Raw genomic sequence first — 26,215 nt, forward strand, 5'->3', positions numbered from 1 at the left:
TCGGCCGGTGTCAGTAGGGGTGATGCCATCGGAGGTAGCACTGGACGACAGGGAGTTCGTCACCCGAGCGCAGGCCGGCGACCTGGAGGCGTACGAACTCCTGGTCGCCCGACACACCGCGTCCGCGTACCGGACGGCGGTGCTGCTCGGCGCGGGCACGGAGGCCGAAGACGTCATCCAGGAGGCGTTCGTGAAGGGCTACCGAAAGTTGTCCCACTATCGCGGTGACTCGTCGTTCCGGTCCTGGCTGCTGGCCATCGTCGCGAACGAGACCCGCAACCTGCACCGCTCCCGCGAGCGTCGCACCGGCCTGGTGCTGCGGGCCGCCCAGGTGGCACCGGGCTCGGAGGCCGGCGAGGACGGGGCGATCGGTGCCGTCCTCGCCGAGGAACGTCGCAGCACCCTGGTCCGGGCGCTGCGGCAGCTGCCCGAGCGGGACCGTGAGGTGATCGTCTGCCGCTACTTCCTCGACCTCAGCGAGGACGAGACGGTCGCCATGCTCGGCTGGGCCCGGGGCACCGTGAAGTCCCGCACCTCGCGCGCCCTGGCGAAGCTGCGCGGCCTGCTCGACGTCGAGGAACTCAGCCGTGGCTGACCTGGAACGGGAGCTACGGGAGCTGTCCGCCTGGCTGGACACCCCCGATCCGCCGGACGTGACCGCGCAGGTCCGCGCCCGCCTGACCGCCCAACACACCGCGACCTCCGCGCCGCGTTTCCGCATCGGCACGCCGCGGCTGTGGGCCGCCGTGCCGCGGCTGTGGGCCGTCGGGAGGCGGCGGCGTTGGCGGTACGCGGTGGTGGCGGCGTTGGTGGCGCTGCTGGTCGCGGTGCTGCCTCCCGGGCGGGCGGCGCTCGCCGACGCGGTCACCGGGCTGCTGCGCTTCGCCGGGATCACCATCAGCACCTCGCCGGACCCGGTGCTGCCGACCGCTTCCCCGTCCCCACTGCCCGCGCAGCACCCGGCCGAGTTGACGCAGGCCCAGCAGGCGGTGCGCTTCCCGATCCGGCTGCCCGCGACCCTGGAACCACCCGAGCGGGTGCTGGTCGCCGACCCCGACGACACCGGTGCGCACCGGGTGGTGACAGTGCTCTGGCGGAGCGGTGCGGTGCGGCTGGACGCCTTCGACGGGAAGCTCAATCCGGTCTTCTTCAAGCAGGCCGGTGGAGCGGGAGCGGAGTGGACGTTCGTCGACGGGCGGCAGGCGGTATGGATCGACGCTCCGCACCCGGTGTCGTACGTGGACCGCTCCGGCGTGGTGCGCGAAGAGAGCGCCCGCTTGGCGGCGGCCACGTTGATCTGGGAACAGGACGGCGTCACCTACCGCCTCGAAGGCGAATTCACCCTCGCCGAGGCGGTCGAGGTCGCACAGTCCCTGGCGTGACGAACGACCTGGCGTTCACGCAGGTGGTCGTCCGGCTCATGCGGCAGGGACGTCCTCGTCGATGCGTGCCGCGCCCGCGACGTGGTGGACGCCGGTCACGGCGTCAGCCGGCAACACCCCGTAGACGTGCGGGAACACCCCGCCGTCCGACGCCTCCTCCCAGCGCAGCGTGTCGCCGAACCAGTCGGCGTCGAGCGCCACGACCACCAGTTGTGGTTGCTCGCCGAAGAACCGGTTCGCCGTGGCGGGCAGGTGTGCCCGCGACGAGCAGTGAATGAAACCGCTGTCCCGATCGAACGGTGACCCGTCGAACCGGCCGGCGGCCTGGAACTGCGCCCACTCGCCGGGCAGCAGGATCTTGTAGATCAGCACCCGGCCATGCTGCCAGAGCCGCACGGCCGACGGGACCCGGACGAGCTAGACGCGTTCGATCTGGACGTCGACCGGGCCCACCCGCAGCACGCCGTCGGTGAGCGGGGTGCAGCGTACGCCGCCCCGGCCGCGCAGTCCCCGCCAGGCGCCGGGGCCGACGGTGACGTCCATCCAGGCACACGGGTGGGCGGGGCGGTTCACCCGCAGCCGCACCGGTCCCTGCCCCGTGTCCAGCACCAGCACCGTGCCGACCAGTTCGTCCACGGCGATGCCGCTGGTCAGGATGTTGCGGCGGACCTGGGCCAGGCCGGTGCCCGGCGGCAGCGACTCGGCCGCGATCACGGTCACGCTCGCCTCGCGGTGCGCGGGCTTGCCGAAGTACCGGTCCCCCACGATGCCCAGTTCGGCCCGCAGTGCGACCTGCTCGACCAACTCCCCCGCCGGGGCGGGTGCCGGACCGTCGGCGGGTCGGCCCACGAACCGGTGCGCAGGCGAGGCCAGCAACTCGACGATGTCCGGCATGGGGGCACTCTACGACGCCTCGACGTCGGGCCACCCCGGGTTCCGCTCCGTCGGGCGGGGGGCTGGCGTGGCCGGGCTGGCGCGGTTGGGCTAGACAGGTACCCGTACCGGAACCCCTCGGACGGTGGGAGCACATGTCACCATCCCTGCTGATCTGGTTGGTCGGTGGCGTGCTGCTGCTGGCCGCCGGGATCGTCACCACCCTGCTGCCCCGCCTGCGTACCCGCACCCGAACAACCCGGGTCGCCTGGTCGAGGGCGCGGGCGGCGATCGACAGCGCCACGGTCAGCCGGGACGCGGCGGCCGTACCGCTGCCCGAGGCCGACCGGCTGCTGGCCCGCGCCGAACTGCTCGCCGCCGAACGCGGCGGTACGGCGGCGGCGCAGGCCGCCACCGAGCACGCCCGGCAGGCCGACCGGTTGTGGCGGTCGCAGTCGTGAAGCTGCGGTGGTCCCGACAACTGCACCTGCTGCGGTGGGTGCTGCTCGTCGTCGCGGTGCTCGTCCTGGTGGTGTTCGTGCTGGCCCAGCGGCAGAGCATCGAGGTCAGCTACGGCCAGTCGCCGTCGTCGGTGCGCCTCGAAGAGGGCGCGGCCGGTGAGTTGAGCGACGCCACTGTGCCGTCGACGCAGGAGATGACCACCCTGGTGGCCACCGACTCGGTGGTGCGGCTTCCCGGAGCCGTCGCCCACTGGGACGAGCAGCGGGTACGCGAGGCGATCGGCGACGCCGACATCCGGATCCTGGTCGCGCCGCCCGGCCTCGACGAGGCCGAGAACGATCGGGTACGGGAGGTCAAGAACGCCACCGTACGGGTGATCGGCACGCAGGTCAGCGGCGGTGGACTGGTGGCCACCCCGGACACGCTGGCCGGATGGCGGGCCCAGTTCGCCACCCACGACGTGACAAACCAGTTGACCGCGCTCATCGCCAGACTGCGCAAGGCGCCGGCCCCGGCGGAGCGCGACGACCTGCGGTGGCGCGAACCGTCCGAACGGGAGGTGGCAACCGTCCTGGCCGACCTGCGCACCGGCGGGTACCACGTCGGCCGGGGTGCCACCCTCGACGGGGTGCCCGAACAGGTCGCGCGGACCGCCTTCCCGGACGGGGCGTGGTACGTGGCCCTGCCCGCGCAGCCGTACGGCGAGCCGCTGCCGGCGTACGGTCCGGCGTTGACCCGACTCGCCCCGGACCAGCCGATCGTGGTGCTGTACGGCGGGTGGATCGAGTACCACGGTCCGGCGGCGGCCGAGTTCGCCGACCTGGCCGCGGTGAGCTTCTACGCCCAGCTCGGCAGCCGACTCAGCCGGTACGACTACCCGCAACGCAACGTGCTCGGCGCGTACCTGGGCAAGGTCACCGACGTGCGGTACTCGGGCCTGTTCGACCGGCCGCTGCCGTACCGGCCACTGGACCCGCTGCGGGTGGCGTTGCCGGCGCTGCCCTGGATCTTCACCGGCTGTGTGGCCGGGTTCCTGGTGTTGTCGGCCCGCTCGCTGCGCCGCTCGGGTGCGCTTGGTGCTTCGGGTCGGGCCCGGCACGGTGCCGGGGCGGCCCGGCTGGCCGGGCTCACCGCGCTCGCCGTCGAGGTGTCGCTGCTGACCGACGCACGCAGCAATCCCGCTCTCACCCGAGGCATCGGCAAGCTCCAGGCCGCCCGCGCGGCGCTGGACGACGGGCTGCCCGCCCGGCACGTGTGGGAGTTGCTCGACGAGGCGACGGTCGAGTTGGACGAGACCGCCCGGATGGTGGGCATCGCCAGTTACCGACCGGCCAGCTATCTCCAGGGAAGGTTGTCGTGACCGCCACGCTCCGCCGCCTGCTCGGTGGCCTGTTCGGTAGTACGTTCGGCGGCGCCGTGCTGGTCACCCTGGTGCTGGCCGGGTGGGCGTTGTGGTCCGGTGGGGTCCTCGACGGTCCGATCGCCCGTGCGGTCCGCGCGTCGTCGGTCTACGTCGCGCCGGGCGTCGACCTGGATCGGCCCGCCGCCGAACGGATCATCGGCAACCGTCGGCTGGTCGTCCTGTTGATGGCGCCCGGCGACGATCTGCGGGCCGCCTGCAAGCAGACCGAGCGGGCCGCGTCGGGCACCCTCGTGCTGGTCGTCAGCCGGGCCGGGCAGGAGTGGGACACCTACGGTTGTTCCCGCTTTCCCCAGCGGGACAACCGGGACTTCGGTCGGGCGGTCGTGATGGAGACGACGATCAGCCGGGGCATCGACGCCTTCGTCGATCGGCCGCTGGAGGCGTTGAAGGTGGTCACGCTCAACTACGACCTGCTGGTGCGGGCCGGCACCGTACCCGACGGGGCGCGCACGATCAGTCCGTCGCTGCCCCGCTACCTGCTGGCGGGCGCGCGGCCCTCACTGCGGCCACGGCCGCACTCGCCCAGCAGATCGTCGACCTGGACCAGCGGTTCGGGGGCCGTCTGGGGACGAAGGCACAGCCGGCGTACCTGCGGCTGGCCAGTGACTACACCCGACTGCTCGATGAGGTCACGGCGGTGCGGGCGGTCGACGAGAGCGCCGTACGCCGGCTGCACGAGCAGGTCGACGTTCTCAGCCGGCAGGCGTCCGGACTCGCCGACGAGCCGGGCGTGCCGAGCAAGGTGCTGTGACACCTGCCTGCGGCGAGGTGACATCAATCCGTAACATCCGTCGGCTTATATGTCGGCGTACGTCTATATAACCTCCTCTCAGCGTCAGCGACCTTCCACATCGGATGGTCCGCCCCGAGGAGGCTTCGTGTCACAAGCACGTCCACTGCGCCTGCGCCGCGTCGCGGCCGCCGCCGGCATCACCGCGAGCACCGTCATCGCCGCCCTGCTCAGCCTGCCGCAGCCAGCGATGGCCGCAGGCGGCCCCTACCGGGCCACCGCCGTGCCGATCACCACCCCGCAGGCGGCCGGCGACGTCGCGGTCATCCCCGGGGCGTACGTCGTCACCATGAAGCCGGGCACCGACGCGACCGCACCGGGCCGGGCGTTGCGCACCACCCCCACCGCCTACTTCAGCCGGGCGGTCAACGGCTTCGCGGCCAAGCTCACCGCCGCGCAGGTCGCCGAACTGTCGCACAACGCCAACGTGCTGAGCATCGAACGCGACGTCATCCAGTACGACGTGGTCGACGCCACCCAGAGCAACCCGCCCTCCTGGGGACTGGACCGGATCGACCAGACCAACCTGCCGCTGTCGCGCAGCTACACCTACAACTCCACGGGCAGCGGGGTGCACGCCTACGTCATCGACAGCGGCATCCAGGCCAACCACCCGGACTTCGGCGGGCGGGCCACGTTCGCGTACAACTCGATCGACAACAACAACACCGACTGCAACGGCCACGGCACGCACGTGGCCGGCACCATCGGCGGCACCAACCACGGCGTGGCCAAGAACGTCCGACTGTACGGCGTGAAGTGGCTGAACTGTGGCGGTGGCGGCACCCTGTCCGCCGCCGTCGGCGCGGTCGACTGGGTGACCCGCAACGCCAACAAGCCGGCCGTGGCCAACGCCTCCTGGAACTACACCTACAGCGCCACCCTGGCCACCGCGCTGACCAACATGATGAACAGCGGCGTCTTCCTCGCCGCCTCGGCCGGCAACACCGGCGGCAACTCGTGCGACCGGCTGCCCCGCAACCTCACCGCCACGCTGGTGGTCGCCGCCACCACCAACACCGACGCCCGCGCCAGCTACTCCTCCACCGGCTCGTGCGTCGACATCTACGCCCCCGGCTCGGCGATCGTCTCGACGTACCCCACCTCCACCACCTCCAGCCTGAACGGCACCTCGATGGCCACCCCGCACGCCGCCGGTGTCGCCGCCCTCTACAAGGCGACGTACGGCGACGCCAGCCAGGCCACCGTGCACAACTGGATCGTCAACAACGCCACCACCGGCGTGGTCGGCGGCAGCCTCTCCGGCACCCCCAACCGCCTGCTCAACAAGCGCAACCTCTAGCCACCGACACCCATCCCGCACCCCAACGCCGCAGATAGATCTTGGTACGAAAGCGCCCCTCTGAGGGCGGTTTCGTACCAAGATCCGCGGTGGTGGACGGATAGAGTCGGGGAATGGGGGGTGGGGGGACGGCGGAGGTGTTTCGGGCGGCGCGGGGGTTCGACAGTTCGCCGCTGTACCGGCATCTGCTCGCCGTGGTGGCGGACGAGCCGGCGTTGGTCGAGTTGGCGGAGCGTACCCGGCCGGGTCAGCAGCCGACGTTCGCGCTCTTCGGTGCCGTGCACCAGTTGCTGCTGGGCGGCGTGACCGATCCGCTCGCCGCGTACTATCCGTCGGTCGTCGGTGCGCGGGCCCGGCCGGTCGACGCGGACACCGGGCGAGCGTTCACCCGGTTCTGCCTCGCGCATGCCGACCGGATCGCGGCGATCCTGGCCACCCGGCTGGTGCAGACCAACCACGTGCAGCGGTCCCTGGTGACCCGGCTGGGGTTGGCGCTGCTGCGCAGTGCCACGGCGGCACCGGTCTGCGTCGTCGAAGTGGGATGCAGCGCGGGTCTGAACCTGCGCGCCGACCGGTACGCCTTCAGCGTGGGCGACAGCACTGTGGGCGACTATGCGTCCGGTGGCCGATGGTCGCCTCGCGGCGGAAGTCGGGTGCACATCCGGGTCGACGTGCCGGACGGCCGGCTGCTGCCCGATCTCGACCGACTGCCGGTCGTCGCCGATGTCGTGGGGGTCGACCTCGATCCACCCGATCTCACCGACCCCGAGGACCGGGCCTGGCTACGCGCGCTCGTGTGGCCGGAGAACGCGCATCAGGCGGCGTTGTTGGCCGAGGCGATGCGGGTGGTGGCCGACGATCCGCCGCGGGTGCTGCGCGGTGACGTCGCGGACATCGGTGCCGAGGTCGCGGCGTCCCTTCCCGCCGGGCTGCCACGCCTGGTGGTGCACACCGCGACCCGGATCCATGTGCCCGTCGACCGGCGTCCGGCCTTCGCCGCGGCGGTGGCCGCCTTCGCCGCGGACGGGCCGATGCTGCATCTCGCGCTGGAGGACGATCACCGCATCGCGCCCTCCGGTCGGGCCGGCATCGGGCTGACCGCCACCGACGCCGCCGGGAGCCGGCGGATCGCCGTCGCCGACGGTCACCTGGCCTGGTTGGAGCCGCTACCCGAACTGGGCACGCCGATCGTTCTCGGCGCACCGAAGTAGGTCTCGGTCCGGAAAGGGTGACGCCCAGGGCGGCCCGGGGACGGGCCGACCTGGGCGTCGAGGGTGGATCAGGCGAGGTCGAAGCGGTCCAGCTCCATCACCTTGACCCAGGCGGCGACGAAGTCGTGCACGAACTTCTCCCGGGCGTCGTCGCTGGCGTACACCTCGGCCAGCGCACGCAGCTCGGAGTTCGAGCCGAAGACCAGGTCGGCGCGGGTGCCGGTCCAGCGGACCTCACCGGTGGCGAGGTCCCGGCCCTCGAAGGTGTTCGCGTCCTCGGAGGTCGACTTCCACGCCGTACCCAGGTCGAGCAGGTTGACGAAGAAGTCGTTGGTCAGGACGCCGGGGGTCGCGGTGAACACACCCAGCTGCGACTGCTGGTGGTTGGCACCGAGCACCCGCAGGCCACCGACCAGCACCGTCATCTCGGGCGCGCTGAGGGTCAGCAGGTTGGCCTTGTCGATCAGCAGGAACTCGGCCGGCAGCCGGTTGCCCTTGCCGAGGTAGTTGCGGAACCCGTCGGCGGTGGGCTCCATCGCGGCGAAGGACTCCACGTCGGTCTGCTCCTGCGAGGCGTCCGTACGCCCGGCGGTGAACGGCACCTCGACGTCGACCCCGGCGTTGCGGGCGGCCTGCTCGACGGCGGCCGAGCCGGCGAGCACGATCAGGTCGGCCAGCGAGACCTGCTTACCACCGGTCTGGGCGGCGTTGAACGACGCCTGGATGCCCTCCAGGGTGCGCAGCACCTGAGCCAGCTCGTCGGGGTTGTTGACCTCCCAGCCGTTCTGCGGCTCCAAGCGGATCCGGGCACCGTTGGCGCCACCCCGCTTGTCGCTGCCCCGGAACGTCGACGCCGACGCCCAGGCGGTGGAGACCAGCTGGGCCACGGAGAGCCCGGAGTCGAGGATCTGCTGCTTGAGGGCGGCGATGTCCTCGGCGTCGACCAGTTCGTGGGTCACCGGCGGCAGCGGGTCCTGCCAGATCAGCGTCTCGCTGGGGACCTCCGGGCCCAGGTAGCGCTGGATCGGGCCCATGTCGCGGTGGGTCAGCTTGAACCAGGCCCGGGCGAAGGCGTCCGCGAACTCCTGCGGGTTGGCCAGGAAGCGCCGCGAGATCTGCTCGTAGACCGGGTCCACCCGCAGCGAGAGGTCGGTGGTGAGCATCGTCGGGGCGTGGCTGCGCGTCGGGTCGTGAGCGTCGGGCACGGTACCGGCGCCGGCGCCGTCCTTCGGCTTCCACTGGATGGCGCCGGCGGGGCTGCGGGTCTGCTCCCACTCGTAGCCGAAGAGGATCTCGAAGAAGCTGTTGTCCCAGGCGATCGGGGTGTTCGTCCAGGCGCCTTCGAGGCCGCTGGTGATGGTGTCGCCGGCGTTGCCGGTGCCGAAGGTGTTGCGCCAGCCCAGGCCCTGCTCCTCCAGCGACGCACCCTCGGGCTCGGGGCCGACGTACTTGTTCGGGTCGGCGGCGCCGTGGGTCTTGCCGAAGGTGTGCCCACCGGCGATCAGCGCGACGGTCTCCTCGTCGTTCATCGCCATCCGGCGGAACGTCTCCCGGATGTCGCGCGCCGCGGCGAGCGGGTCACCACTTCCGTGCGGGCCCTCCGGGTTGACGTAGATGAGGCCCATCTGGACCGCGGCGAGCGGGTTCTCCAGCTCGCGGTCACCGGTGTAGCGCTCGTCGCCGAGCCAGGTGGACTCGGGGCCCCAGTAGACGTCCTCGTCGGGCTCCCAGACGTCGGCGCGGCCACCGGCGAAGCCGAAGGTCTCGAAGCCCATCGACTCCAGCGCCACGTTGCCGGCGAGGATCATCAGGTCGGCCCAGGAGAGGTTCTTGCCGTACTTCTTCTTGACCGGCCAGAGCAGGCGGCGGGCCTTGTCCAGGTTGGCGTTGTCCGGCCAGCTGTTCAGCGGGGCGAAGCGCTGCTGACCGGCGCCGGCGCCACCACGGCCGTCACTGATGCGGTAGGTGCCCGCACTGTGCCACGCCATCCGGATGATGAACGGGCCGTAGTGGCCGTAGTCGGCCGGCCACCAGTCCTGCGAGGTGGTCAGCACCTCGGCGATGTCGCGCTTGACGGCGGGCAGGTCCAGGCTCTTGAACGCCTCGGCGTAGTCGAAGTCCGCACCGAGGGGGTTGGCCACCGGGGGGTTCTTCGCGAGGATCTTCAGGTTGAGCCGGTTGGGCCACCATTCGCGGTTTCCCCCGCCCTGGGTGGGGTGCGGGGCGCGCGCGGACGTGACCGGGCAGCGACCCTCGCTCTCCTCCGATTGCATGTCTCCAACGACTGCGTCGTGCTTCTCAGCCACGGGGATCCTTCCAGGATTGCGGAAACGGGTGGTTCAGGAACTCTGGGCGGTCGAACAGTCGGGGCACAGGCCCCAGTAGATGACCTCGGCCTCGTCGATCGCGAAGCGGTGGTCGTCGGAGGCGGTGAGGCAGGGTGCCGCTCCGACGGCGCAGTCCACGTCGGCGATCAGGCCACACGAGCGGCAGACGGCGTGGTGATGGTTGTCACCGACCCGCGCCTCGTAGCGGGCCACCGAGCCGGAGGGCTCGATGCGCCGTACCAGGGCCGCCGCGGTCAGCGCGCGGAGGACGTCGTAGACGGCCTGGTGGGACACGTTGGGCAGATCCCGACGCACCGCGGTGATGATCGATTCGGTGTCGGCGTGCGGTTGCGCGTACACCGCGTTGAGCACCGCCACCCGGGGACGGGTCACGCGCAGCGCCGCGTCACGCAGCAGCTGTTCGAGATCCCCGGAGGTCGGCATGCCGTGCAGTCTTGCCGCTTTTCTGGAATGAGTCAAGAAGAAATCTCGGCCAGGACGGCGCTCGACGGCCGGTTCCGGGCGGAACCGGGCGTCGACTTGGTCACTCCGCGCGCCGGATCGTCGGGTGTCCCGGGTGAGATCCCGGGCGGTCAGGACCGGGTGACCCATGTGGTCCGGGACGGGTGGTCGGCAGGGTCGGTGCCGGAGTGTCCGCAGACCGAGGAGGTAACCACCCATGCATCCCGCCACGACAACAGCCGACCCGACCGAGGTGCCACCGCAGGCCGTACGCCCGAGACGGGCCTGGGCGATCTTCGGCACGGTCGGCGGCCTGGTCGGTCTGGTCGGCATCTTCGCCACCGCCACGCTCACCGCGCCCGCCGAGGAGTTCCAGGCCGACAACGCCGGTTACGTCGCCGCACTGAGCGAGCGCACCGGCTACGTCTGGGCGCACCAGGTGGTGACCGTGGTCGCCATCGTCTGCCTGGCGGTCTTCGCCGCCGGGCTCCGGCGGTACCTGGCAGCACAGGAGCCGGCCGACAGCCTGGTGCCGACGCTGGCCGCGACGGGTGTCGGGCTGGTGCTGGTCGGTCTGGTCGTCGGCGGCGGCATCTCGACGGAGTTGTTCTTCGCCCTCGGCGCGGCCGAGCAGTACGACCCCGACGTGATCGCCCCGCAGTTGACAATCGTCGCCACCATGACCTGGCTCTGGGGCGGCATCGGGCTGACCGCCGGCGCGGTCGCGGTCGGCGGGTTGCGGCACGGCTCGGTGGGCCGATGGTTCGCGGTCTTCAGCGCGGTGACCGCCGTGTTGATCGCCGCCACCCAGCTGACGCCGGTGCAGTACATCGCGCTGGTGCCCGCCGGAATCTGGACGATCGTGGCCGGGCTCGCGCTGGCGTTCGGTCAACGTACGGCGCCCCGACGGAGCTGAGCGTGCAACCGCCCGGATCACGGCGGCCGGCTCGGCATGACGTTCGAGATGCCGGGCCGGTCGTCCGATCCACCGGGCCGGACGGGACGGCTAATGTCGGCGGCGCGATGACCAGCCACCGCACGGCCAGCGAGCGGGCCGACGTGCCGACGCACCCGGGCCACGACGTACGCCTCGGCTGGGCGCGCCGGGCGGCCTGGCCGGTGTGCGTCGCCACGCTGCTGCTGTCCGCCGCCGCCGTCGGACTGGCGGTGCTCAACCGCGCCACGGTCAACGACGTCACTCATCTGTTCCTGGTGGTGACGAACGCGGTCGTCGGCGCGACGGTCGCCGCGCGTCGCCCGGAGCACCCGATCGGCTGGCTGGCCCTGACCAGCGGGTTCTGCTTCGCCTTGCAGGAGGCGTGCGGCCAGTACGCGGCGCACGGGCTCGTCGTGGCACCCGGCTCGCTGCCGCTGGCCGCCGCGCTGGCCTGGCCGCAGAACTGGCTCTGGGTGCCCGGCAACGCGGCGATGGCGCTGATCCCGGTGTTCTTCCCCGACGGTCGGCCGCCGTCGCCGAAGTGGCGGCCGGCGATCTGGGCGGTACTGGTCACCGGCGCGGCGGCGATGGTCACCGGCGCGCTGCGGCCCGGGGCCAACGAACAGGTCGCACCGGTCGGCGCGGTCAATCCGCTGGGTGTCGCGGGCTGGCAACCGATCGCCGACCTGACCGCCGGCGCGGCCACGCTGACCAGCGCACTGATCTTCCTGGCGGCGGGCGCGGCGCTCGCCTGGCAGGCCCGCCGCGCCCGCGGGGTGCGCCGCCAGCAGGTCAAGTGGCTCGGGTACGCGGTGGCGCTGGCGGTCACGGTGGTGGCCGCCCGACTGGTGGCCGGGTCGACCGACGGGCGTCCCGGGCTGTTCCCGTACGGCAGCGTGTTCTGGGATCTGGCCGGCGGGATCAGTGGCGCGCTGATCCCGATCGCGATCGGCATCGCCATCCGGCAGCACCGGCTGTTCGACATCGATCTGCTGATCAGCCGTACCGCCGTGTTCGTCGCCCTGTCGACGGCCGTCGGAGGCACGTACGTGCTGGTCGTCGGCCTGCTCGGGGCCGGTTTCGACGCCTCGGCCAGCCTGCCGGTCTCGTTCGTCGGGGCGGCGGCGGCCGCGCTGCTCGTCGCACCGCTGCGGCACTGGCTGCAACGGCGGGTCAACCTGCTGGTGTACGGCGAACGCGACGACCCGTACGCGGTCCTGGCCCGGCTCGGTCAGCGGCTGGAACAGACCCAGGACGCCGCCGCCGTCCTCGCCACCAGCACCGCAACCGTACGCGAAGCACTACAACTGTCCTACGTGGAGATCGCCACTGTGGATGGCTGGTCGTACCGGTTGGGGGTGCCACCGGCCGAGCCGGTGCGGCTGCCGCTGGCCGCCGGTGAGCCGGTCGGTCACCTACTGCTCGGCCCTCGGGCCGGGGAGAGCGCGCTCGGTGCTCGGGAGCTGCGGCTGCTGCGTGACCTGGCCCGACACATCGGCGTCGCCGTGCAGGCGGTCCGCACCCTCGACCGGGCCCAGTCCCTCGCCGCCGACCTGCAACGTTCCCGCGAACAGTTGGTGCTGGCCCGCGAGGAGGAACGTCGGCGGTTGCGGCGGGATCTGCACGACGGTCTCGGGCCTACCCTGGCCGGGCTGACCATGCGCGCCGAGGCGGCTCAGGAACTCGGGCCCGGTGCGGCGACGCAGCGGCTGCTGGAGGAGATCGTGGTCGACGCCCGTACCGCCGTGGCCGACGTGCGACGGCTGGTCAACGGCCTGCGGCCACCCGCACTGGACACCATGGATCTGGCGGCGGCGCTGCGGTCACACGTCGCGACCGGGCCGGCCGACGGGCCGCGGGTGCTCGTCGACGTGCCGGCGACGTTGCCTCCGCTGTCGGCCGCCGCCGAGGTCGCCGCGTACCTGATCGCGGTGGAGGCGCTGAACAACGCCCGCCGGCACGCCCGGGCCGACACGGTCGAACTGCGCCTGTGGGTCGAGCACGGGATGTTGCACCTTCGGGTACGCGACGACGGATGCGGCCGCCGGCCGGGCCGACCCGACGGCGTCGGCATGCACTCGATGCGGGAACGGGCCGAGGAACTCGGTGGTTCCTGCGTCGTCACCTCGACACCGGGTGGCGGTACCGAGGTGACCGCCACCCTGCTCACCGGCACGAAGGGGACCGATGGATCAGATCCGGGTACTGCTGGTTGACGATCACGCACCGTTCCGGGCGGGGCTGCGGGCGTTGCTGGCCACCAGTGCCGACATCGAGGTGTGCGGTGAGGCGGCCAGTGGCGAGGAGGCGCTGGCCGTGTCGGGTCGTCTCCAGCCCGACGTGGTGCTGCTCGACCTGACCATGCCCGGCATGGGCGGCATCGCGGCGACCGAGCGGCTGGTCCGGATGAGTCCGCATGTGCGGGTGTTGATCCTGTCCATGGCCGACGACGACGATTCGGTCTTCGCCGCGCTGCGGGCCGGGGCACGCGGCTACGTGCTCAAGGGCGCCCGTCGACAGGAGATCGTCCGCTCGGTACGGGTGGTGGCCGACGGTGAGGCGATCTTCGGTCCGGCCATCGCCACCCGGCTGATGGGCTACTTCGCCGGACTGGCCCGCAACGAGCCGGCCTTTCCCGAACTCACCGCCCGGGAGCGGGAGATCCTCACGCTTATCGCGCAGCATCTGACCAATCCGCAGATCGCGGCGCGGTTCGGGCTGAGCACCAAGACCGTCCGCAACCACGTCTCCAACATCTTCGCCAAGCTCCAGGTCGCCGACCGGGCACAGGCGATCAGCATGGCTCGGGAACAGGGGCTGTGAGCGGCGCGCGGCTCAGCGGGGCAGGCCGGCCAGCCAACGTTCCAGGGCCTGCGGGGTGTCGAACAGCAGCACGGGAGGCCCGGAGGAGTCCTGATGCCAGGCCCGCATCCGTCGGCGTTCCTTGCCGTACTCGGTGAGGTGCCAGCGCAGCACGGAGTCCCAGGACAGCACGCTGCTCAGCGACTCGCGGTTGCCGTTGCAGATGATCTCGCCGGTGGAGAGCCGGTTCATGGTGCGCCGCAGCAGCCACCGGAAGGAGAGCCCGCGCGGATAGTCCAGGCCGATGACCAGGTCGGCGCGGGCCAGCGGTACGTCCCGCCAGCCGTGGTAGGCGCCGTCGAGGATCCACCGCTCGCGGCGGCAGATCGCCTCGATCCGGCTGCGTTGCACGGCGACCGGCACCTCCACCCAGCGCGGTTCCCAGAGCAGGTCGTCGACCGGGTACCAGGGCAGGCCGAGACGCTGGGCGAGCAGGTGGGCCAGGGTGGACTTGCCGGATCCGTGAACTCCGTAGACCAGGATGCGCGAGGGCGGGTTCATCGCGGTGCAGCCTAGTCGAGGTCTGCTCGGGCGGTCGGGTCAGCGCCCGACCGCCCGATCGGTCGTCAGCGCTTGCTGGCGAGGTCGCCGCAGTCGGTCTCGTCGGGCAGCAGCGGCCGCAGGTGGACGGTCCACTGCCTGCCCTCGGAGCTCCAGGGGGTGGCCGCGTTGGCGGTGGCGGCAGCGGCCAGCACCTGCTTGGCCTGGTCGCCGGTGGCGGTGACGCAGCTCAGGCCCAGGTCCTTGCTCAGCTGGGCGCCGGGCAGCGCCGGACCCGGCCAGGCCACCTCGGGCTGGTCGCCGACCTCGGAGTTGGTCACGTAGTCCTCGGCGACGGCGGCCACAGCGGTCGGCGCGTACGCCTGGGTGTCCGTGGTCGCCTTGCCCAGCGGGCCGGTTTCCGCAGTCAGGGATTCGGCGAAGGCGCGCAGCTTGTCCCGGGCGGCCTGCTGATCGGCGGTCACACCCTGGCCGGCACCCGCGCCGGGGTCCGCGCCCACCTCGAGCGCGTACACCTCCAGCTGCTCGGTCCGGGTGCCGTCGAAGACGGTGAACCGGGTGGAGGGCACGTCGCTGACCGGCGGGCTGCCCAGGTCGCTCACGCCGCCCACGCCGGCCTCCCGGGCCGCCTTGATCAGGTTCTCCAGTTCGGCGGTGCTGATGGTGCCGACCTGGAGGTTGGGCAGGGCCGGGCCGGGATAGGCCAGGGTGACCGGCCCTTGGGTGATCACCCGCCCGTCGCCGTAGACGCTGACGGCGGGTAGCCGGGTCGCCAGCATGGCGGGTGTGGTGAACCCGCCGACGTGGTCCATCCGGAACACCACGGTGTCGGCGGAGTAGGACTTCTCGGGAGCGCCGGAGTCCCCGGCGCCGTCGGCGCCGGCCTGCTGGCCGCAGGCCGCCGACGCCAGCAACAGCAGGGGCAGAACGGCCAGTCGCCCGTAGCGTGAGGTTGTCATGCCCGATCTGACGTAATCGGGCCCCTGTTGGTTTCGCCGATCCGCGACCGGATCCGGCCGGGATGGGGGCCGCCGGGCGGCGGCCCCCACCGACTCACTCGAACAGGGACAGGGTCAGCGTCGAGGTGTACGCACCAGCCTCGACATCCGCCGGAGTCCGCAGGAACAGATCCGCGTCAACCGTGTACTCGCCAGGAGTCACCGCACCCGAATCGAAGGTCGAGACCAGCAGTTCCTGGTCCACCAGACCCACGTTGTTACCCGGCTGCGTCGGCTCGTCCAACACCGTGACGACCTCTTCACCCTCACTGACCAGACCGGTGTCCCCACCATCGATCAGCTTCGGCTTCCAACCCAGATGACCGGCACCGATCGACGCCTGATCCGCGTCACCGACGAAATCGGTCGCACTACCCAACACCGCCCACGCCGCACCGGCCGGCACCTCGTCCGCCGTACGGGTGTCAGTGACCGTCACCGTCGGCAGAGTGCCCGTGAACTGGCGAACCAGCAACGTCGACCCGTCCTCCGACAACAACACCGAATCAGCGGCCACCGTCATCGCCAGGACACCCGGCTCCCGAATCTCCTCGATCTCGACGGTCACCTCCACCCCGGCCTCGTCACCCGGCTCAGCGAAGGCAGGCGAACCCACCGCCACCGCGCCGGCCAGCAGACCGACAGCGGCACCGGCCGCCAGCAGCCGCTTGCGTTTGCCTGTGTCCATTGAATGCTCCGTTTCTGCCCGTAGTGTCAGGCGCCGCAGGTGGCGCCCGGGTGGTTCACGGTGTGGGTCGTGGTCACGGTCCGACCGTCGATCGAGCCGGTGACCCGGACCGTCGCCGTTCCGGCCGCGAGCGTCGCCGTGCGGGTGTTGAACTGCTGGAACGCGTTCGCCCCCGCCGCCACGGCGGACAGCGAGCGCTTACCGTACGCGGTCTCCAGCTCGATGGCGACCGGCCCGTCGTGGTCGTTGCGGGCCTGCACCGCCAGATACACGGTGCCGCCGATGCACCGGGTCTGCGCGGTGGCGGTCACCGGCAGCTCGGCGGCAGCGGCGGTGAACTGCCAGGTGTCGAGCTCGAAGAGGTCGGCGCCGGCGGGGCCGCTGTAGGTGAAGTAGACGTCGTGCACGCCGGCGACACCGTCGAGCTGGGCGGAGAGCTCCGTCCACTCGCCGATCGTCCCGTCGACCGCGATGGTGGCGACCACCGGCCCGCCGACCTCGTCGAGCCGGACCTGGATCTGGCCGCCGGCCGCCAGCGGGCGCACCTTGGCGGTCACGGTACCGGCACCGGCGCCGAAGTTCACCGACGACAGCGCCGTCCAGTCGCCGTTGTCGATGTCGCGGACGATCAGGTTCGGCGCGGAGCCACCGAACTCGGCGGAGCCACCGTCGACCTTGGCGGTGGCGATGCCCTTGCTCCAGCCGAAGGTCTCCGCCTCGAACACCCGGTACGGGTCGAAGTCACGGACCTGCTCGACGCCCGCGTACGTGCCGACCACCTGCTGGATGGTGCCGTCGGCGTTGAAGGCCAGTTCCTGGATGTGCGGGCTGCGGTAGCCCTGGGTGGTGTTGCCGTTGATCCGCTTGTTCAGCGTCGGCGCGTGGTACGTGAAGTAGTACTTGCCCTCGTACTCGAAGACCGACTGGTGGTTGTTGCCGCCGGTGCCGGAGCCGAAGAACTGCGACTGGTTCGGGAACAGCACACCGGCGTAGGTCTCCTTGGGCCACGACATCGGGTCGTCGGAGATCATGTAGCCGATCTGGCCGCCACCGGGGTAGCCGGGCAGCGGCGTCTGGTTGCCACCGAAGTCGCTGCCGCCGAAGTGCGACGAGTACGACAGGTAGTACTTGCCGTCGCGCTTGAACACCTGCGCGGCCTCGAAGGCCACCGGGGCGTCCACCACGGCCGCGGTGCCCTCGGTCGACACCATGTCGTCGCCCAGCTTGATCGCGCGCAGGTTCTTCGGGTTGTTGAACCGCTCGGCCGCCGGCATGCTCGTCGACGCGGGACCGCCACCGAAGTAGAGGTACGGCTCGCCGTCCTCGTCGACGAACGGCGCCGGGTCGAACTTCCAGGCGACCGCCTCGGCGCCCGGGGTACGGCCGTCGATCAGGGTGCTGGTGCGCTCGCTGGTCCACGGGCCGATCGGCGACGCACCCGTGATCACGTTGCTCGAACTGCCGTTGTTGGCGTAGTAGAGGAAGAACTTCTCCTGGCCGTTGACGACCTTCTTGGCCATGCCGGGCGCCCAGGAGTTGCTGGTGAACGGCGCGACGCCGTTCGGCCCGGCGACCTGGACCTCACCGTGGTCGGTCCAGTTGACCATGTCCGTCGTGGAGATCACGGTGATCTGGTTGATGTCGCCGTAGTTGATGCCCGGCGAGACCCCGGTGGTCGGGTTCGGGGCGTAGCCCTGGGTGTCGTTCGTCATGTACATGTACACCCGGCCGTCGTGGACGAAGCCGTACCCGTCGGCACCGAACTTGTGGCCGATCAACGGGTTGTGCTCGCCGGGCAGCTTGCCGACCACCTCGATGGTCTTCGACGCCGGCGGGGGCGGCGGGGCGCCGACCACCGAGACGTCGTCGAGCGTGAAGTCCATCAGGTGCAGGTTGGGGTCACTTGCCGGGTTGCTGGTCCACGGCGTCTCGAAGAACAGCCGGGCGGTCGACACGCCCTGGCTGGCCGGGATGGTGAACTGGCCGTTGAAGTGCGCCCACTGGCCCCGGGTCGCGGTCACGCTGACCAGGTTGGTGTAGGTGCCGCCGCCGTAGTGCATGGTGGCGAAGAACTGCTTCGTCCCCGGTGACTGCGGGTTGTCGTACTTGATCCGGGCGCTGAGCGCGTACGTCTGGCCGGCCTGGACCTTGCCGGAGAGGTCCTGCATCGGTCCGGAGCCGGTGGTCGCCCGGTTGGTGACGTGCACCGCGGTCGCACCGGAGTAGGCGTCGCTGGTGGGGGTGAGCGTGGCGGCGTCGGTGGAGTTGCCGTTGTTGACGAACCAGCCGGTCAAACCCTCCTCGAAGCCGCCGTTGACGATGAGGTTCGTGTCGGCGGCCTGGACCGGCGCCGCCGACACGAAGCCGGCCAGCAGCAGACCGGCAGCCGCGATCGCGGTGACCCGGCGACGGGTCGCCCTTCGCAGATGTGATGTCACGAAATGTCCTCCTTCAGCGTGGGACGGGGCCCCGGGGCCGGCGTGGGTCCGGCCCCGGGGCAGCTTGGGGTCAGCCGCCGCAGGTGGTGGCGGCGTGATCCGCGGTGCGGACGGTGGTCACGTCCCGGCCGTCGACCGTGCCGGTGATCCGGAAGGTCGCGGTACCGGCCGGGATGGCGGTCGCCCTGGTGGTGAACTGCTGGTACGCGTTGGCGCCCGGCGCGACGGCCGGGAAGCTGCGCTCGCCGTACGTGGTCTCCACGACCACGTCGACCGGCCCGTCGTGGTCGTTGCGGGCCTGCACCGCCAGATAGACCTTGCCGGCGACGCACCGGGTCTGCGCGCTGACGGTGACCGGCAGCTCGGGGGTGGCGGCGCGCAGCACGCCGAGCCGGGCGAGCTGATAGCTCAGGGCCCGTTCCGGCGCGTCGATCTGGTTCTGGGTGCCGAACTCGCCGGCCCGTGCCGAGGTCGCGGCGGCGAGCGCGGCCCGCATCGCGGCCCAGGCGTCGGCCGGGTACTGCGCCTCGTCGAGCGTGCCGGCGTACGCGATGGCCGCGTCGAGCGCGGTGGTGTCCAACGGCCGGTTCTGCGCGGTGAGGGTGTCACTGAGCAGGAAGTGGTCGAAGTCGACCTGGCCGCCGGTCTGCTGGGTCGCGTAGTTGAACAGGCCCACCCGGTGACCCATGAAGTGGGCGAGGCTGCCGTCGAGCACCTGCGGACCGACCCGGTTGCCCAACTGCGTCCAGGTCAACCCGTCCAGGCTGTAGTGGAAGGTGGTCCACAGCTGCCCGGTCGGCGCGGCGAAGTCCAGGTCGGCCTTGACGTGCACCTCGGTGGCATCGCCCAGCGCGACGGTCGTGCCGGGCAGGAAGTTCTCCAGCGTCGACTGGTCGAGGTCGACGGCGAAGGGTTGGCCCCGGTTGACCACGCCGAGGGTGTTCACCCCGCCGGCCCGCTTGACCGCCACGTACGAGAAGCCCCGGTTGTAGGCAGCCAGCCCGGCGACGTCACCGTCGCGCATCCGGGAGATGTCCATCCTGGTCTCGGCGGACTGCCGGGGGCCGAACGTACGCTGCGACAGCGTGTTGCGGGCCTCCTCGAACCAGGCCAGCTCGGCCCGGTTGGACAGCTTGGTGTAGACGTAGTTGCCGGTCACCACCTTGCCGGTGGTCAGCCGCAGCCAGCCCTCGCGGTCGGTGAGCGACCAGTACCGGTTGTCCGGGGCGTGGTTCCACTCCCAGGCCATGTCCAGCCGCGACCCGTTGGGCCGGATCTCGGCCTCGGTCGGGTGTTCGGTGGTGGAGCGCTGCCCGACGATCGACACGTCGTCGAGCAGGTACTCCACGCTGGACGTGGCCGGCTGCGGGTTGGCCCACGGCGTCTCCACGGCGAACTTGACGTTGCTCAGGTTCGCCGAGGCCGGCAGGGTGTACTGGCCGGTGACGGTGGTCCACTGTCCCGCCGGGACGGTGCCGAAGGTCATCACCTGCACGCCCGTGCCCCAGTCGGCGACCAGGTTGAACCGGATGCTGCTCGGGCCCGAGGTGTACTTGATCTTTGCGGAGACGGTGTAGGTGACGCCGTGCTGCAGCTTGCCGGCGAGGTACTGGTGGGGGCCGGAGCCGTTGAGCGTACGGTTGCTGACCTTCAGCGCCGCCGAGCCGGTCGCCGGGTCGGCGGTGTCCCGCGTCAGCGTCGCACCGAACTGCGCGGCCCACGGCGACACCTCGTCGGACTCGAAGCCGGCGTTGTCCAGCAGTTCGACGCCGATCAGCGACTCGTCGACGGCCGGCGGCGTCGGGATCGTCCACTGCTCGTCCATGTACGCCTTGTGCGGCGCGTCGTTGGCGAAGTCGTCGGAGACGACGATGCTCTTCTGCCGCTCGAACAGTTCCTCCGCAGGGCTGAGCCGGATCGGCTTGTCGAACGCGCCCTCGACCGGCACCACACCTGCCGTGCCGAACGTCGGCCAGCCGTCGGACCAGGTGGCGGGGATCAGCGCCGGGATACGCCCGATCGGGAAGGTGTCCCGGAAGAACATGCCGTACCAGTCGGTGGCACCGCCGGGGCGGGCGATCGGCACCAGGCTGCCCTGGGCGAAGCCGTTGGAGTTGAGCACGCCGCGCGCCTGCCAGGTGTTCACCCCGCCGGGGGCGGTGTGCCGGCCGAGCAGTTCCGGTGAGCGGAGCATGACCACCTGGCGGCCCTGGCCGGAGGGCCAGGTGATGATGACCGCGTAGTAGTGGCCGTCGATGTAGTAGAACTGTGCGCCCTCGAAGAGGCCGCCGATGAACGGCTGGCCGGCGTAGTCGTTGGCGGTGAACACGTTCGGGTACTCGGCCACGATGGCGGTCAGCCCGGCGTTGAGGCGTACGGCGCTGATGTTGCCGTTGCCGTAGAAGATGTACGGCGTGCCGTCGTGGTCGAAGAAGAGCGACGGGTCGTGCAGCCCTCGACCGAGCGCCGTACGCTGCCACGCGCCGTTCTCGATGTCGTCGGTGCGGTAGATGTACGCGCCGCCCAGGTTGTTTGTGTTGAAGGCGACGTAGAACATGCCGTCGTGGTAGCGCAGCGACGAGGCCCACTGGCCCTGCCCGTACGAGTTCTGGCCGTTGCGCAGCGAGAACGAGTCGCCGATGTTCGCCCGGTCGAAGACGTAGTTGACGATCTCCCAGTTGACCAGGTCGTAGGACTTCATGATCGGCGCACCCGGGCTCAGGTGCATGGTGGTGCTGATCATGTAGTAGATGTCCCGGCCCTCGTCGTTCTCGGCGGCCGGCACCCGCTCCACGCTGATGTCCGGCACGTCGGAGCGCAGCAGCGGCACGGTGTAGGTGCCGTCACCCCGGTCCGTCGAGGTGTACGACGGACGGGGCGACCAGGGTTCGGCAGCGTGTGCGGTGCCGGGGACGGCCGCGCCGGCACCGACAAGCGCACCGACGGCGGCCAACGCGAGGCCACGGCGGCGCGGCCGCAGCGCGGTCACGAGGCGGGTCGCGGCACGTGCGACGGTGCGTAACGAGGTGGTGGGGCGAGGTGGCCCGGACGCGGGGCGGGGGTCGGAGGCAGCGGCGACGGACACTTGCATAGCGAGCTCCAGACGCGAGCGTGACGGGGACCCTAATCGTGTTAGCGCTAACAACGATCGTCAAGACCCTGCTCGATACTTGCTTGAAATCTTCAAGCAACATCTCCCGGAAGGTCCGATGTGAGCGCTCCCACGGCCCGCCTCCCATGAGGCGGGCGCGGAGCCGTGTGGTCGCCGCGGTGGCGCGCGAGGGCCGACACAGTGGACGTCGAGGCGGTCAGCTCAAGTCAAGCGTGTAGTCGGCGGTATACACCTTCCCGCCGACCTGGAAGTCGAAGAAGGCACGGTACCGTCCGGCGCTCGGCACGGTCAGCCAGAAGGTGACCGCCCCGTCGACCAGCTCCGGTTCGGGGTGAACGTGCACATAGCCCAGGTCACCCTCGCGCACCACGACCAGGTGCCCGTACGCGCCGAGGTAGGGCTCCAACTGCGCCGGCCCGGAGGCCCCGGCGACCCGCAGCACGATCGGGGCGCTCAGTCCGATGGTCGGCGTGCCCTCCATCGACACCGCGTACGGCCCGGCGGTGGCCTTCGGCTCCGGTGCGGGCAGCTGCGCCGGGGTGTAGACGCCGGGCACGTGGTGGTCGACGCCGAGCACCAGCGGCAGCTGCCGGCCGTCGGCGGTGGTGACGGAGAAGTCGGCGTAGAGGCGGTAGTCACCGGCCCGGGGCAACTCCAGCGGTACGGTCCAGACGCCGTCCGGGCTCATGCTCGGGTGCAGATGCTGGTAGCCGCTGAGGTCACGACCGACCACGATCAGGTGCAGCGGCTTGTCGTGCACGACCGCGAAGTCGGTCGCCGGCTGCCGGTTGCCGTCGACGATGCGGAACTGGTAGTCCACCCGTACGCCGGGCGGCTGGGACCGCTGCACCGGCTGCAGGGTGTATCCGGCGGCACTGACCCACGCCCCGGCGACCTGGTCGCCGCCGTCGCCGGTGTGTGCGTGTGCTCCGGTGCCCGGCGGATGCTGGTGCCCGTCGACGGCAGAGCCGGCCGCCGGCACGCTGAGGCCGCCCGGCCGCGCGTCGGTCACCGCCGGCTGTTCGCCGCCACCGAGGCGACCGAGCCCGAATCCGGCCAGCAGCGCGACCACCAACCCGCCGACGAGCAGCGCCAGCCGGGTGTTGCTCGACCGATCGACCGGCGGCGGCTCGTCACCCGGCGCCGTCGACGGTGGTGTCGACAGCGCCGTCGAGGATGCAGTCGCGGCAGGGCCGGCGGTGACGGCCTCGCCGCGGGAGCGGGCCGCCGCCACGACGGTCGTACGCCGTCGGTCGGTCGCGCCGGATCGGGCCCTGGTCGCCGAGCCCGACCGGGTCCGGCCGGCTGGTGCGGCCGAGCGGGACGGCACGCTCTTCGGTCCCTTGCGGGAGCCGCGAGCGCGTTGCGGGGTGCGCTCCGCTCGCCCGAGCAGCCGACCGACGATCACCGGGCGACGCCAGACGAGCAGCCCGAGCAGGACAGCGGCGACCGCGATCGTCACGGCGGTCCAGGTCCCGGCGCCGGGGCCGCCGTCCGAGGTCGGTGCCGGTGCGGCGGCCGGCGGGGCCGAGGCCGGCGGGGCGGCGGAGGCGGGTGACGGCTCGCTGTCGTGTCCGTGCTGGTCGGCCGCGGCGACCAGGGACGGGTCCGGCTGGTCGGTGGGCGGACGCCAGCCGGCCGGGGCCGGGGTCACCGCACCGGTGTAGCGGAAGCTCATCGTCCCGCGTACTGCCTCGCCGTCGGAGGCCACCGACAGGTAGCTGACCGTGTACCGACCCTTGGCCGGCAGGTGTGCCAGGTTCACCACCGCCGGGAAACCGGTCGTGTACTCACGCGGCTGGAAGGTGCCGTCGACCAGGAAGTACTCGCGCACCGGCCGGTCGAGTTGCCGGGGCTGCCCGTGCGACCAGCCGTTGTCGACCCGGGTACCGCCCGGCGCGGTGACCGCGAAGTACGCGTTCGGCACCACCTGCTCGGTGAAGTAGAGCTGCACCGTGGTCAGTGGCTCGCTCACCGTTGCGTCGGCCTTCGGGGTGGACATCGCCAGGCTGCCGTGCGCCGCCGCCGGGGTCGTGTCGGCGAGCAGGGTGACCGCCGTGGCGAGCAGCAGGGCGAGCAGGCCCGAGGTGACCCGCACCGTGGTCCGAGGGCAACGACGCATCAGTTCATCCTCACGACGGCGCAGCTTTGGCCAAGACGCATCTATCTTTTTGCATAGATGGCAAAAGTCAAGACACTCACGGACCTCGACGCCCCACGACCGCCGGCCGGTTGTTCCCGGGCGAGGCCGTGACCGGTGCCGGCCGGGTGCTGGCCAGACCCGGGGTGAGCAGCGCCGTCGTGGTCAGGGAGAGCCCGGCCAGCAGCGCCACCGCCCAGTGCGTCGCCATCAGGTCGGCCAGCAGCCCGGCCAGGGCCGCGCAGACCGCCTGCCCGGTCATCATGCCGTTGTGGTGCAGGCCGAGCACCTGGCCACGCGCCTCGGCGGGCGCGCGGGCGATCAGCCGCTCCTGCAACGGCAACGAGGCCGCGAACCCCACCGAGGCGACCAGGGCGAGAAGCATCGCCAGCGGCAGCCCCGGGCCGACCAGGAACACCAGGTACGGCACCGGAAGCAGCAGTCGCAGCGGCAGCACCCAGCGGTCCCGCGCGGCCGGCGAGAGGAACCGCCCGACCAGCACGTCACCGGTGAGCATGCCGAGCGCACCGGCGGCGAAGAGGAACCCGGCCCGCTCCCCCGCGTACGGCAGGAACAACGCCTCGCAGCCGACCACCAGACCGCTGGGCAGCCACAGGTTGAGGTAGAGCGACCGGCATCCCGGCTCCCGCCACAACTGCCGGTTGACCCGCAGGGTGCGGCGGGTCGACGCGGTCGCCGCCGAGCGGGCTGCCCGCTCCCGCAGCCCGAACCGGGTCACCGCGAGCGCCACCGCCCGCAGCACCACGGCCACCCCGAAGACCTGGTACGGATTCAGCCACACCAACAGCAGCCCGCCGGCCCCGAACCCGGCGATCTGCATGACGCCGACGCTCACGTTCATCGCCGAGCGGCCCAGCACGTACCCGCCGGCCGGCAGGATATCGTTGATCAGCGCCCACCGGGCACCGCCGGTGATCGACCCGACGTACGCGACGATCAGGATGACCGCGAACCGTGCCCACAACGGCAGACCGGGAACCACCTGGAGCGCAGCGCCCACGAGTGCGACAAGTGCGGCGAGGCTCAACGCCCGACGTGGCGGCAGGCTGTCCGCCGCCGAGAGCAGGGTCAGGCTGCCGAGCACACCCGCCAGCGGCGCACCGAACATGCTCAACGCGGTGAGCAGGGCGGAGCCGGTCGTGGCGTAGGTCAGCGAGCCCAGCGCCAGCGCCGAGGTGGTGTGGGCGGCGATACCGGCGCAGTTGGCCAGGAAGAGATTGCGGAATTCGGCAACGGTGAACAGCTCCGAGTACGTCCTCACCGGATCGATCCTCGTGGCCGCGCAGACGTACGGCGTAGAGTTACGGCTGGAGGCGAAACATGTCGATCTGGCGGGTGCCGGTGGACCTGCTGGCGCGCAGCCGGTTCGCCGTGTCGCCGATGACCGACACCGTCGCCGCGCTGCGGGCCCTGCACAGCCCCCGTCGCCCCTGGCAGCACGCCTGGCGACGTCCGCACCTCGGGGCGTACCAGCAGATGTTGACGCGGCGTCCGACGCTGCGGGCGCTGCTGGCGGCGGCCTTCCAACCACGGTGGACGGCGGATTTCCTCACCCTCGCGCCCGCGACGGCCGCGCCCAGCTTCGCCGAGGAGTTGGCGGTCGTCGCCGGGCGCGGCGACGCGCAGGTCCGCGACGACCTACGGGTGTGCCGGCCGGGCCCGTTGCCCGACACGCTGTGCGCCGACGGGCTGACCGAGCAGGTGGTGTTCCTGCTGGACTGGGTCTGGACGCACACGGTGCAACCGGAGTGGCCGGACCGCAGGCGGCGACTGCTGGCCGACATCGTGGCCCGCACCGCGCGGCTGAGCGCCGAGGGCTGGGCGGGCGCCGTCGCCGGTTTCGACCCCGAGATGCGGTGGTTGGGCGACGGCTGGCTCCGGGTCAACGACTACCCGGCGGCGCCGCTGCCGCTGGACCGGGCCGAACAGCTGGTGTTCGTGCCGGCCCACTGCGCGCGTGGCTGGGTGCTGTGGGACCAGCCGACCCGCTTCGGCATGGTCTATCCCGCCAGCGGCATCCTCGCCGACACCGCCCCACCGGTGCCGGACGGACTGGACCGGCTGATCGGGGCGAACCGGGCGGCCATCCTCGTCCGGCTGGCCACCCCGCTGAGCACCTCGCAGTTGGCCTCGGTCACCGGACTGTCCCTGGGTTCGGTCGGCGACCACCTGCGGGTGCTGCTCGACTCCGGTCTGGTGACCAAGCGCCGCTCCGGCCGGGAGGTGCTCTACTGGCGGACCCCGCGCGGGACGATCCTCTGTGGACCGGCGACCGGCGAATGACC

22 protein-coding genes are annotated in these 26,215 nt (G+C 71.4%); 11 read left to right on the forward strand and 11 right to left on the reverse strand.

Annotated features, from left to right (window positions below; translation table 11 throughout):
- Positions 1-22 precede the first annotated feature (22 nt).
- Together VAB18032_RS19410 and VAB18032_RS19415 are read left to right on the forward strand one after the other, a co-directional pair.
- Positions 23-595, forward strand: a complete 573-nt coding sequence (locus VAB18032_RS19410; protein ID WP_013734598.1) for an RNA polymerase sigma factor — start codon at positions 23-25, stop codon at positions 593-595.
- Entirely contained in the window at positions 588-1,382 is a 795-nt protein-coding gene (locus VAB18032_RS19415) for a hypothetical protein (RefSeq protein ID WP_013734599.1), read from the forward strand. The genes VAB18032_RS19410 and VAB18032_RS19415 overlap by 8 nt, the downstream gene beginning before the upstream one ends.
- A 36-nt stretch (positions 1,383-1,418) precedes the next feature.
- Here VAB18032_RS19415 and VAB18032_RS19420 read toward each other — a convergent pair whose 3' ends face one another.
- Positions 1,419-1,754, reverse strand: coding sequence for a DUF952 domain-containing protein (locus VAB18032_RS19420; protein ID WP_013734600.1), 336 nt, complete (start codon positions 1,752-1,754; stop codon positions 1,419-1,421).
- 45 nt (positions 1,755-1,799) lie between these two features.
- Positions 1,800-2,276, reverse strand: coding sequence for a molybdenum cofactor biosysynthesis protein (locus VAB18032_RS19425; RefSeq protein ID WP_013734601.1), 477 nt, complete (start codon positions 2,274-2,276; stop codon positions 1,800-1,802).
- A gap of 134 nt (positions 2,277-2,410) precedes the next feature.
- Between VAB18032_RS19425 and VAB18032_RS19430 the strand changes: the two genes are divergently transcribed.
- The 5 genes from VAB18032_RS19430 to VAB18032_RS19450 all read left to right on the forward strand — a co-directional run bounded on the left by VAB18032_RS19430 (position 2,411) and on the right by VAB18032_RS19450 (position 7,444).
- Positions 2,411-2,716, forward strand: coding sequence for a DUF6403 family protein (locus VAB18032_RS19430; protein WP_013734603.1), 306 nt, complete (start codon positions 2,411-2,413; stop codon positions 2,714-2,716).
- Positions 2,713-4,077: a hypothetical protein gene (locus tag VAB18032_RS19435; protein ID WP_232510825.1), complete on the forward strand. Its 1,365-nt coding sequence runs from the start codon at positions 2,713-2,715 to the stop codon at positions 4,075-4,077. Before VAB18032_RS19430 ends, VAB18032_RS19435 begins: the two co-directional genes overlap by 4 nt.
- Positions 4,074-4,925, forward strand: a complete 852-nt coding sequence (locus tag VAB18032_RS19440) for a hypothetical protein (protein ID WP_232510826.1) — start codon at positions 4,074-4,076, stop codon at positions 4,923-4,925. Before VAB18032_RS19435 ends, VAB18032_RS19440 begins: the two co-directional genes overlap by 4 nt.
- A 93-nt stretch (positions 4,926-5,018) precedes the next feature.
- Complete coding sequence (locus VAB18032_RS19445) at positions 5,019-6,233, forward strand: S8 family peptidase (protein WP_013734606.1); 1,215 nt, start codon at positions 5,019-5,021, stop codon at positions 6,231-6,233.
- Between the two features lie 113 nt (positions 6,234-6,346).
- Positions 6,347-7,444: a DUF2332 domain-containing protein gene (locus tag VAB18032_RS19450; protein WP_081476159.1), complete on the forward strand. Its 1,098-nt coding sequence runs from the start codon at positions 6,347-6,349 to the stop codon at positions 7,442-7,444.
- 68 nt (positions 7,445-7,512) lie between these two features.
- Here the strand turns inward: VAB18032_RS19450 and katG are convergent, their stop codons facing one another.
- On the reverse strand, positions 7,513-9,717 hold the full coding sequence (katG, locus tag VAB18032_RS19455) for a catalase/peroxidase HPI (protein ID WP_013734608.1): 2,205 nt from the start codon (positions 9,715-9,717) through the stop codon (positions 7,513-7,515).
- Positions 9,718-9,783: 66 nt separating this feature from the next.
- Positions 9,784-10,215, reverse strand: coding sequence for a Fur family transcriptional regulator (locus tag VAB18032_RS19460; protein WP_013734609.1), 432 nt, complete (start codon positions 10,213-10,215; stop codon positions 9,784-9,786).
- Between the two features lie 235 nt (positions 10,216-10,450).
- Between VAB18032_RS19460 and VAB18032_RS31855 the strand changes: the two genes are divergently transcribed.
- From VAB18032_RS31855 to VAB18032_RS19475, 3 genes are all read left to right on the forward strand, one after another.
- Complete coding sequence (locus VAB18032_RS31855; RefSeq protein WP_013734610.1) at positions 10,451-11,149, forward strand: hypothetical protein; 699 nt, start codon at positions 10,451-10,453, stop codon at positions 11,147-11,149.
- A 107-nt stretch (positions 11,150-11,256) separates the two neighbouring features.
- Complete coding sequence (locus VAB18032_RS19470; RefSeq protein WP_013734611.1) at positions 11,257-13,386, forward strand: sensor histidine kinase; 2,130 nt, start codon at positions 11,257-11,259, stop codon at positions 13,384-13,386.
- On the forward strand, positions 13,358-13,993 hold the full coding sequence (locus VAB18032_RS19475) for a response regulator (RefSeq protein ID WP_013734612.1): 636 nt from the start codon (positions 13,358-13,360) through the stop codon (positions 13,991-13,993). The genes VAB18032_RS19470 and VAB18032_RS19475 overlap by 29 nt, the downstream gene beginning before the upstream one ends.
- A 12-nt stretch (positions 13,994-14,005) precedes the next feature.
- Here the strand turns inward: VAB18032_RS19475 and VAB18032_RS19480 are convergent, their stop codons facing one another.
- The 7 genes from VAB18032_RS19480 to VAB18032_RS19510 form a co-directional block, all read right to left on the reverse strand.
- Entirely contained in the window at positions 14,006-14,533 is a 528-nt protein-coding gene (locus VAB18032_RS19480; RefSeq protein ID WP_013734613.1) for a P-loop NTPase family protein, read from the reverse strand.
- A gap of 65 nt (positions 14,534-14,598) precedes the next feature.
- Positions 14,599-15,492 (reverse strand): hypothetical protein, encoded by an 894-nt coding sequence (locus VAB18032_RS19485; protein ID WP_013734614.1) that lies wholly within the window; start codon positions 15,490-15,492, stop codon positions 14,599-14,601.
- Positions 15,493-15,586: 94 nt separating this feature from the next.
- Entirely contained in the window at positions 15,587-16,219 is a 633-nt protein-coding gene (locus tag VAB18032_RS19490; RefSeq protein ID WP_013734615.1) for a hypothetical protein, read from the reverse strand.
- 26 nt (positions 16,220-16,245) lie between these two features.
- Complete coding sequence (locus VAB18032_RS19495) at positions 16,246-18,657, reverse strand: family 43 glycosylhydrolase (protein ID WP_013734616.1); 2,412 nt, start codon at positions 18,655-18,657, stop codon at positions 16,246-16,248.
- Positions 18,658-18,727: 70 nt separating this feature from the next.
- Entirely contained in the window at positions 18,728-21,748 is a 3,021-nt protein-coding gene (locus tag VAB18032_RS19500; RefSeq protein ID WP_148272314.1) for a beta-xylosidase family glycoside hydrolase, read from the reverse strand.
- Positions 21,749-21,965: 217 nt separating this feature from the next.
- Entirely contained in the window at positions 21,966-23,891 is a 1,926-nt protein-coding gene (locus tag VAB18032_RS19505) for a copper resistance CopC family protein (protein ID WP_013734618.1), read from the reverse strand.
- Positions 23,892-23,967: 76 nt separating this feature from the next.
- Positions 23,968-25,191: an MFS transporter gene (locus VAB18032_RS19510; RefSeq protein ID WP_013734619.1), complete on the reverse strand. Its 1,224-nt coding sequence runs from the start codon at positions 25,189-25,191 to the stop codon at positions 23,968-23,970.
- Positions 25,192-25,250: 59 nt separating this feature from the next.
- Here VAB18032_RS19510 and VAB18032_RS19515 point away from each other — a divergent pair, with 59 nt between their 5' ends.
- Entirely contained in the window at positions 25,251-26,213 is a 963-nt protein-coding gene (locus VAB18032_RS19515; RefSeq protein ID WP_013734620.1) for an ArsR/SmtB family transcription factor, read from the forward strand.
- Positions 26,214-26,215 lie beyond the last annotated feature (2 nt).

Source organism: Micromonospora maris AB-18-032 (assembly GCF_000204155.1).
In the GTDB taxonomy this organism is placed as follows: Bacteria; Actinomycetota; Actinomycetes; order Mycobacteriales; family Micromonosporaceae; genus Micromonospora; species Micromonospora gifhornensis.

What these genes read in the sequence shown, in the direction of transcription:
- VAB18032_RS19410 (WP_013734598.1), top strand. Translation starts at nt 23, where the DNA reads ATGCCATCGGAGGTAGCACTGGACGACAGGGAGTTCGTCACCCGAGCG.
- VAB18032_RS19425 (WP_013734601.1), bottom strand. Translation starts at nt 2,276, where the DNA reads ATGCCGGACATCGTCGAGTTGCTGGCCTCGCCTGCGCACCGGTTCGTG.
- VAB18032_RS19430 (WP_013734603.1), top strand. Translation starts at nt 2,411, where the DNA reads ATGTCACCATCCCTGCTGATCTGGTTGGTCGGTGGCGTGCTGCTGCTG.
- VAB18032_RS19450 (WP_081476159.1), top strand. Translation starts at nt 6,347, where the DNA reads ATGGGGGGTGGGGGGACGGCGGAGGTGTTTCGGGCGGCGCGGGGGTTC.
- katG (WP_013734608.1), bottom strand. Translation starts at nt 9,717, where the DNA reads ATGCAATCGGAGGAGAGCGAGGGTCGCTGCCCGGTCACGTCCGCGCGC.
- VAB18032_RS19460 (WP_013734609.1), bottom strand. Translation starts at nt 10,215, where the DNA reads ATGCCGACCTCCGGGGATCTCGAACAGCTGCTGCGTGACGCGGCGCTG.
- VAB18032_RS31855 (WP_013734610.1), top strand. Translation starts at nt 10,451, where the DNA reads ATGCATCCCGCCACGACAACAGCCGACCCGACCGAGGTGCCACCGCAG.
- VAB18032_RS19470 (WP_013734611.1), top strand. Translation starts at nt 11,257, where the DNA reads ATGACCAGCCACCGCACGGCCAGCGAGCGGGCCGACGTGCCGACGCAC.
- VAB18032_RS19475 (WP_013734612.1), top strand. Translation starts at nt 13,358, where the DNA reads ATGGATCAGATCCGGGTACTGCTGGTTGACGATCACGCACCGTTCCGG.
- VAB18032_RS19480 (WP_013734613.1), bottom strand. Translation starts at nt 14,533, where the DNA reads ATGAACCCGCCCTCGCGCATCCTGGTCTACGGAGTTCACGGATCCGGC.
- VAB18032_RS19485 (WP_013734614.1), bottom strand. Translation starts at nt 15,492, where the DNA reads ATGACAACCTCACGCTACGGGCGACTGGCCGTTCTGCCCCTGCTGTTG.
- VAB18032_RS19490 (WP_013734615.1), bottom strand. Translation starts at nt 16,219, where the DNA reads ATGGACACAGGCAAACGCAAGCGGCTGCTGGCGGCCGGTGCCGCTGTC.
- VAB18032_RS19500 (WP_148272314.1), bottom strand. Translation starts at nt 21,748, where the DNA reads ATGCAAGTGTCCGTCGCCGCTGCCTCCGACCCCCGCCCCGCGTCCGGG.
- VAB18032_RS19505 (WP_013734618.1), bottom strand. Translation starts at nt 23,891, where the DNA reads ATGCGTCGTTGCCCTCGGACCACGGTGCGGGTCACCTCGGGCCTGCTC.
- VAB18032_RS19515 (WP_013734620.1), top strand. Translation starts at nt 25,251, where the DNA reads ATGTCGATCTGGCGGGTGCCGGTGGACCTGCTGGCGCGCAGCCGGTTC.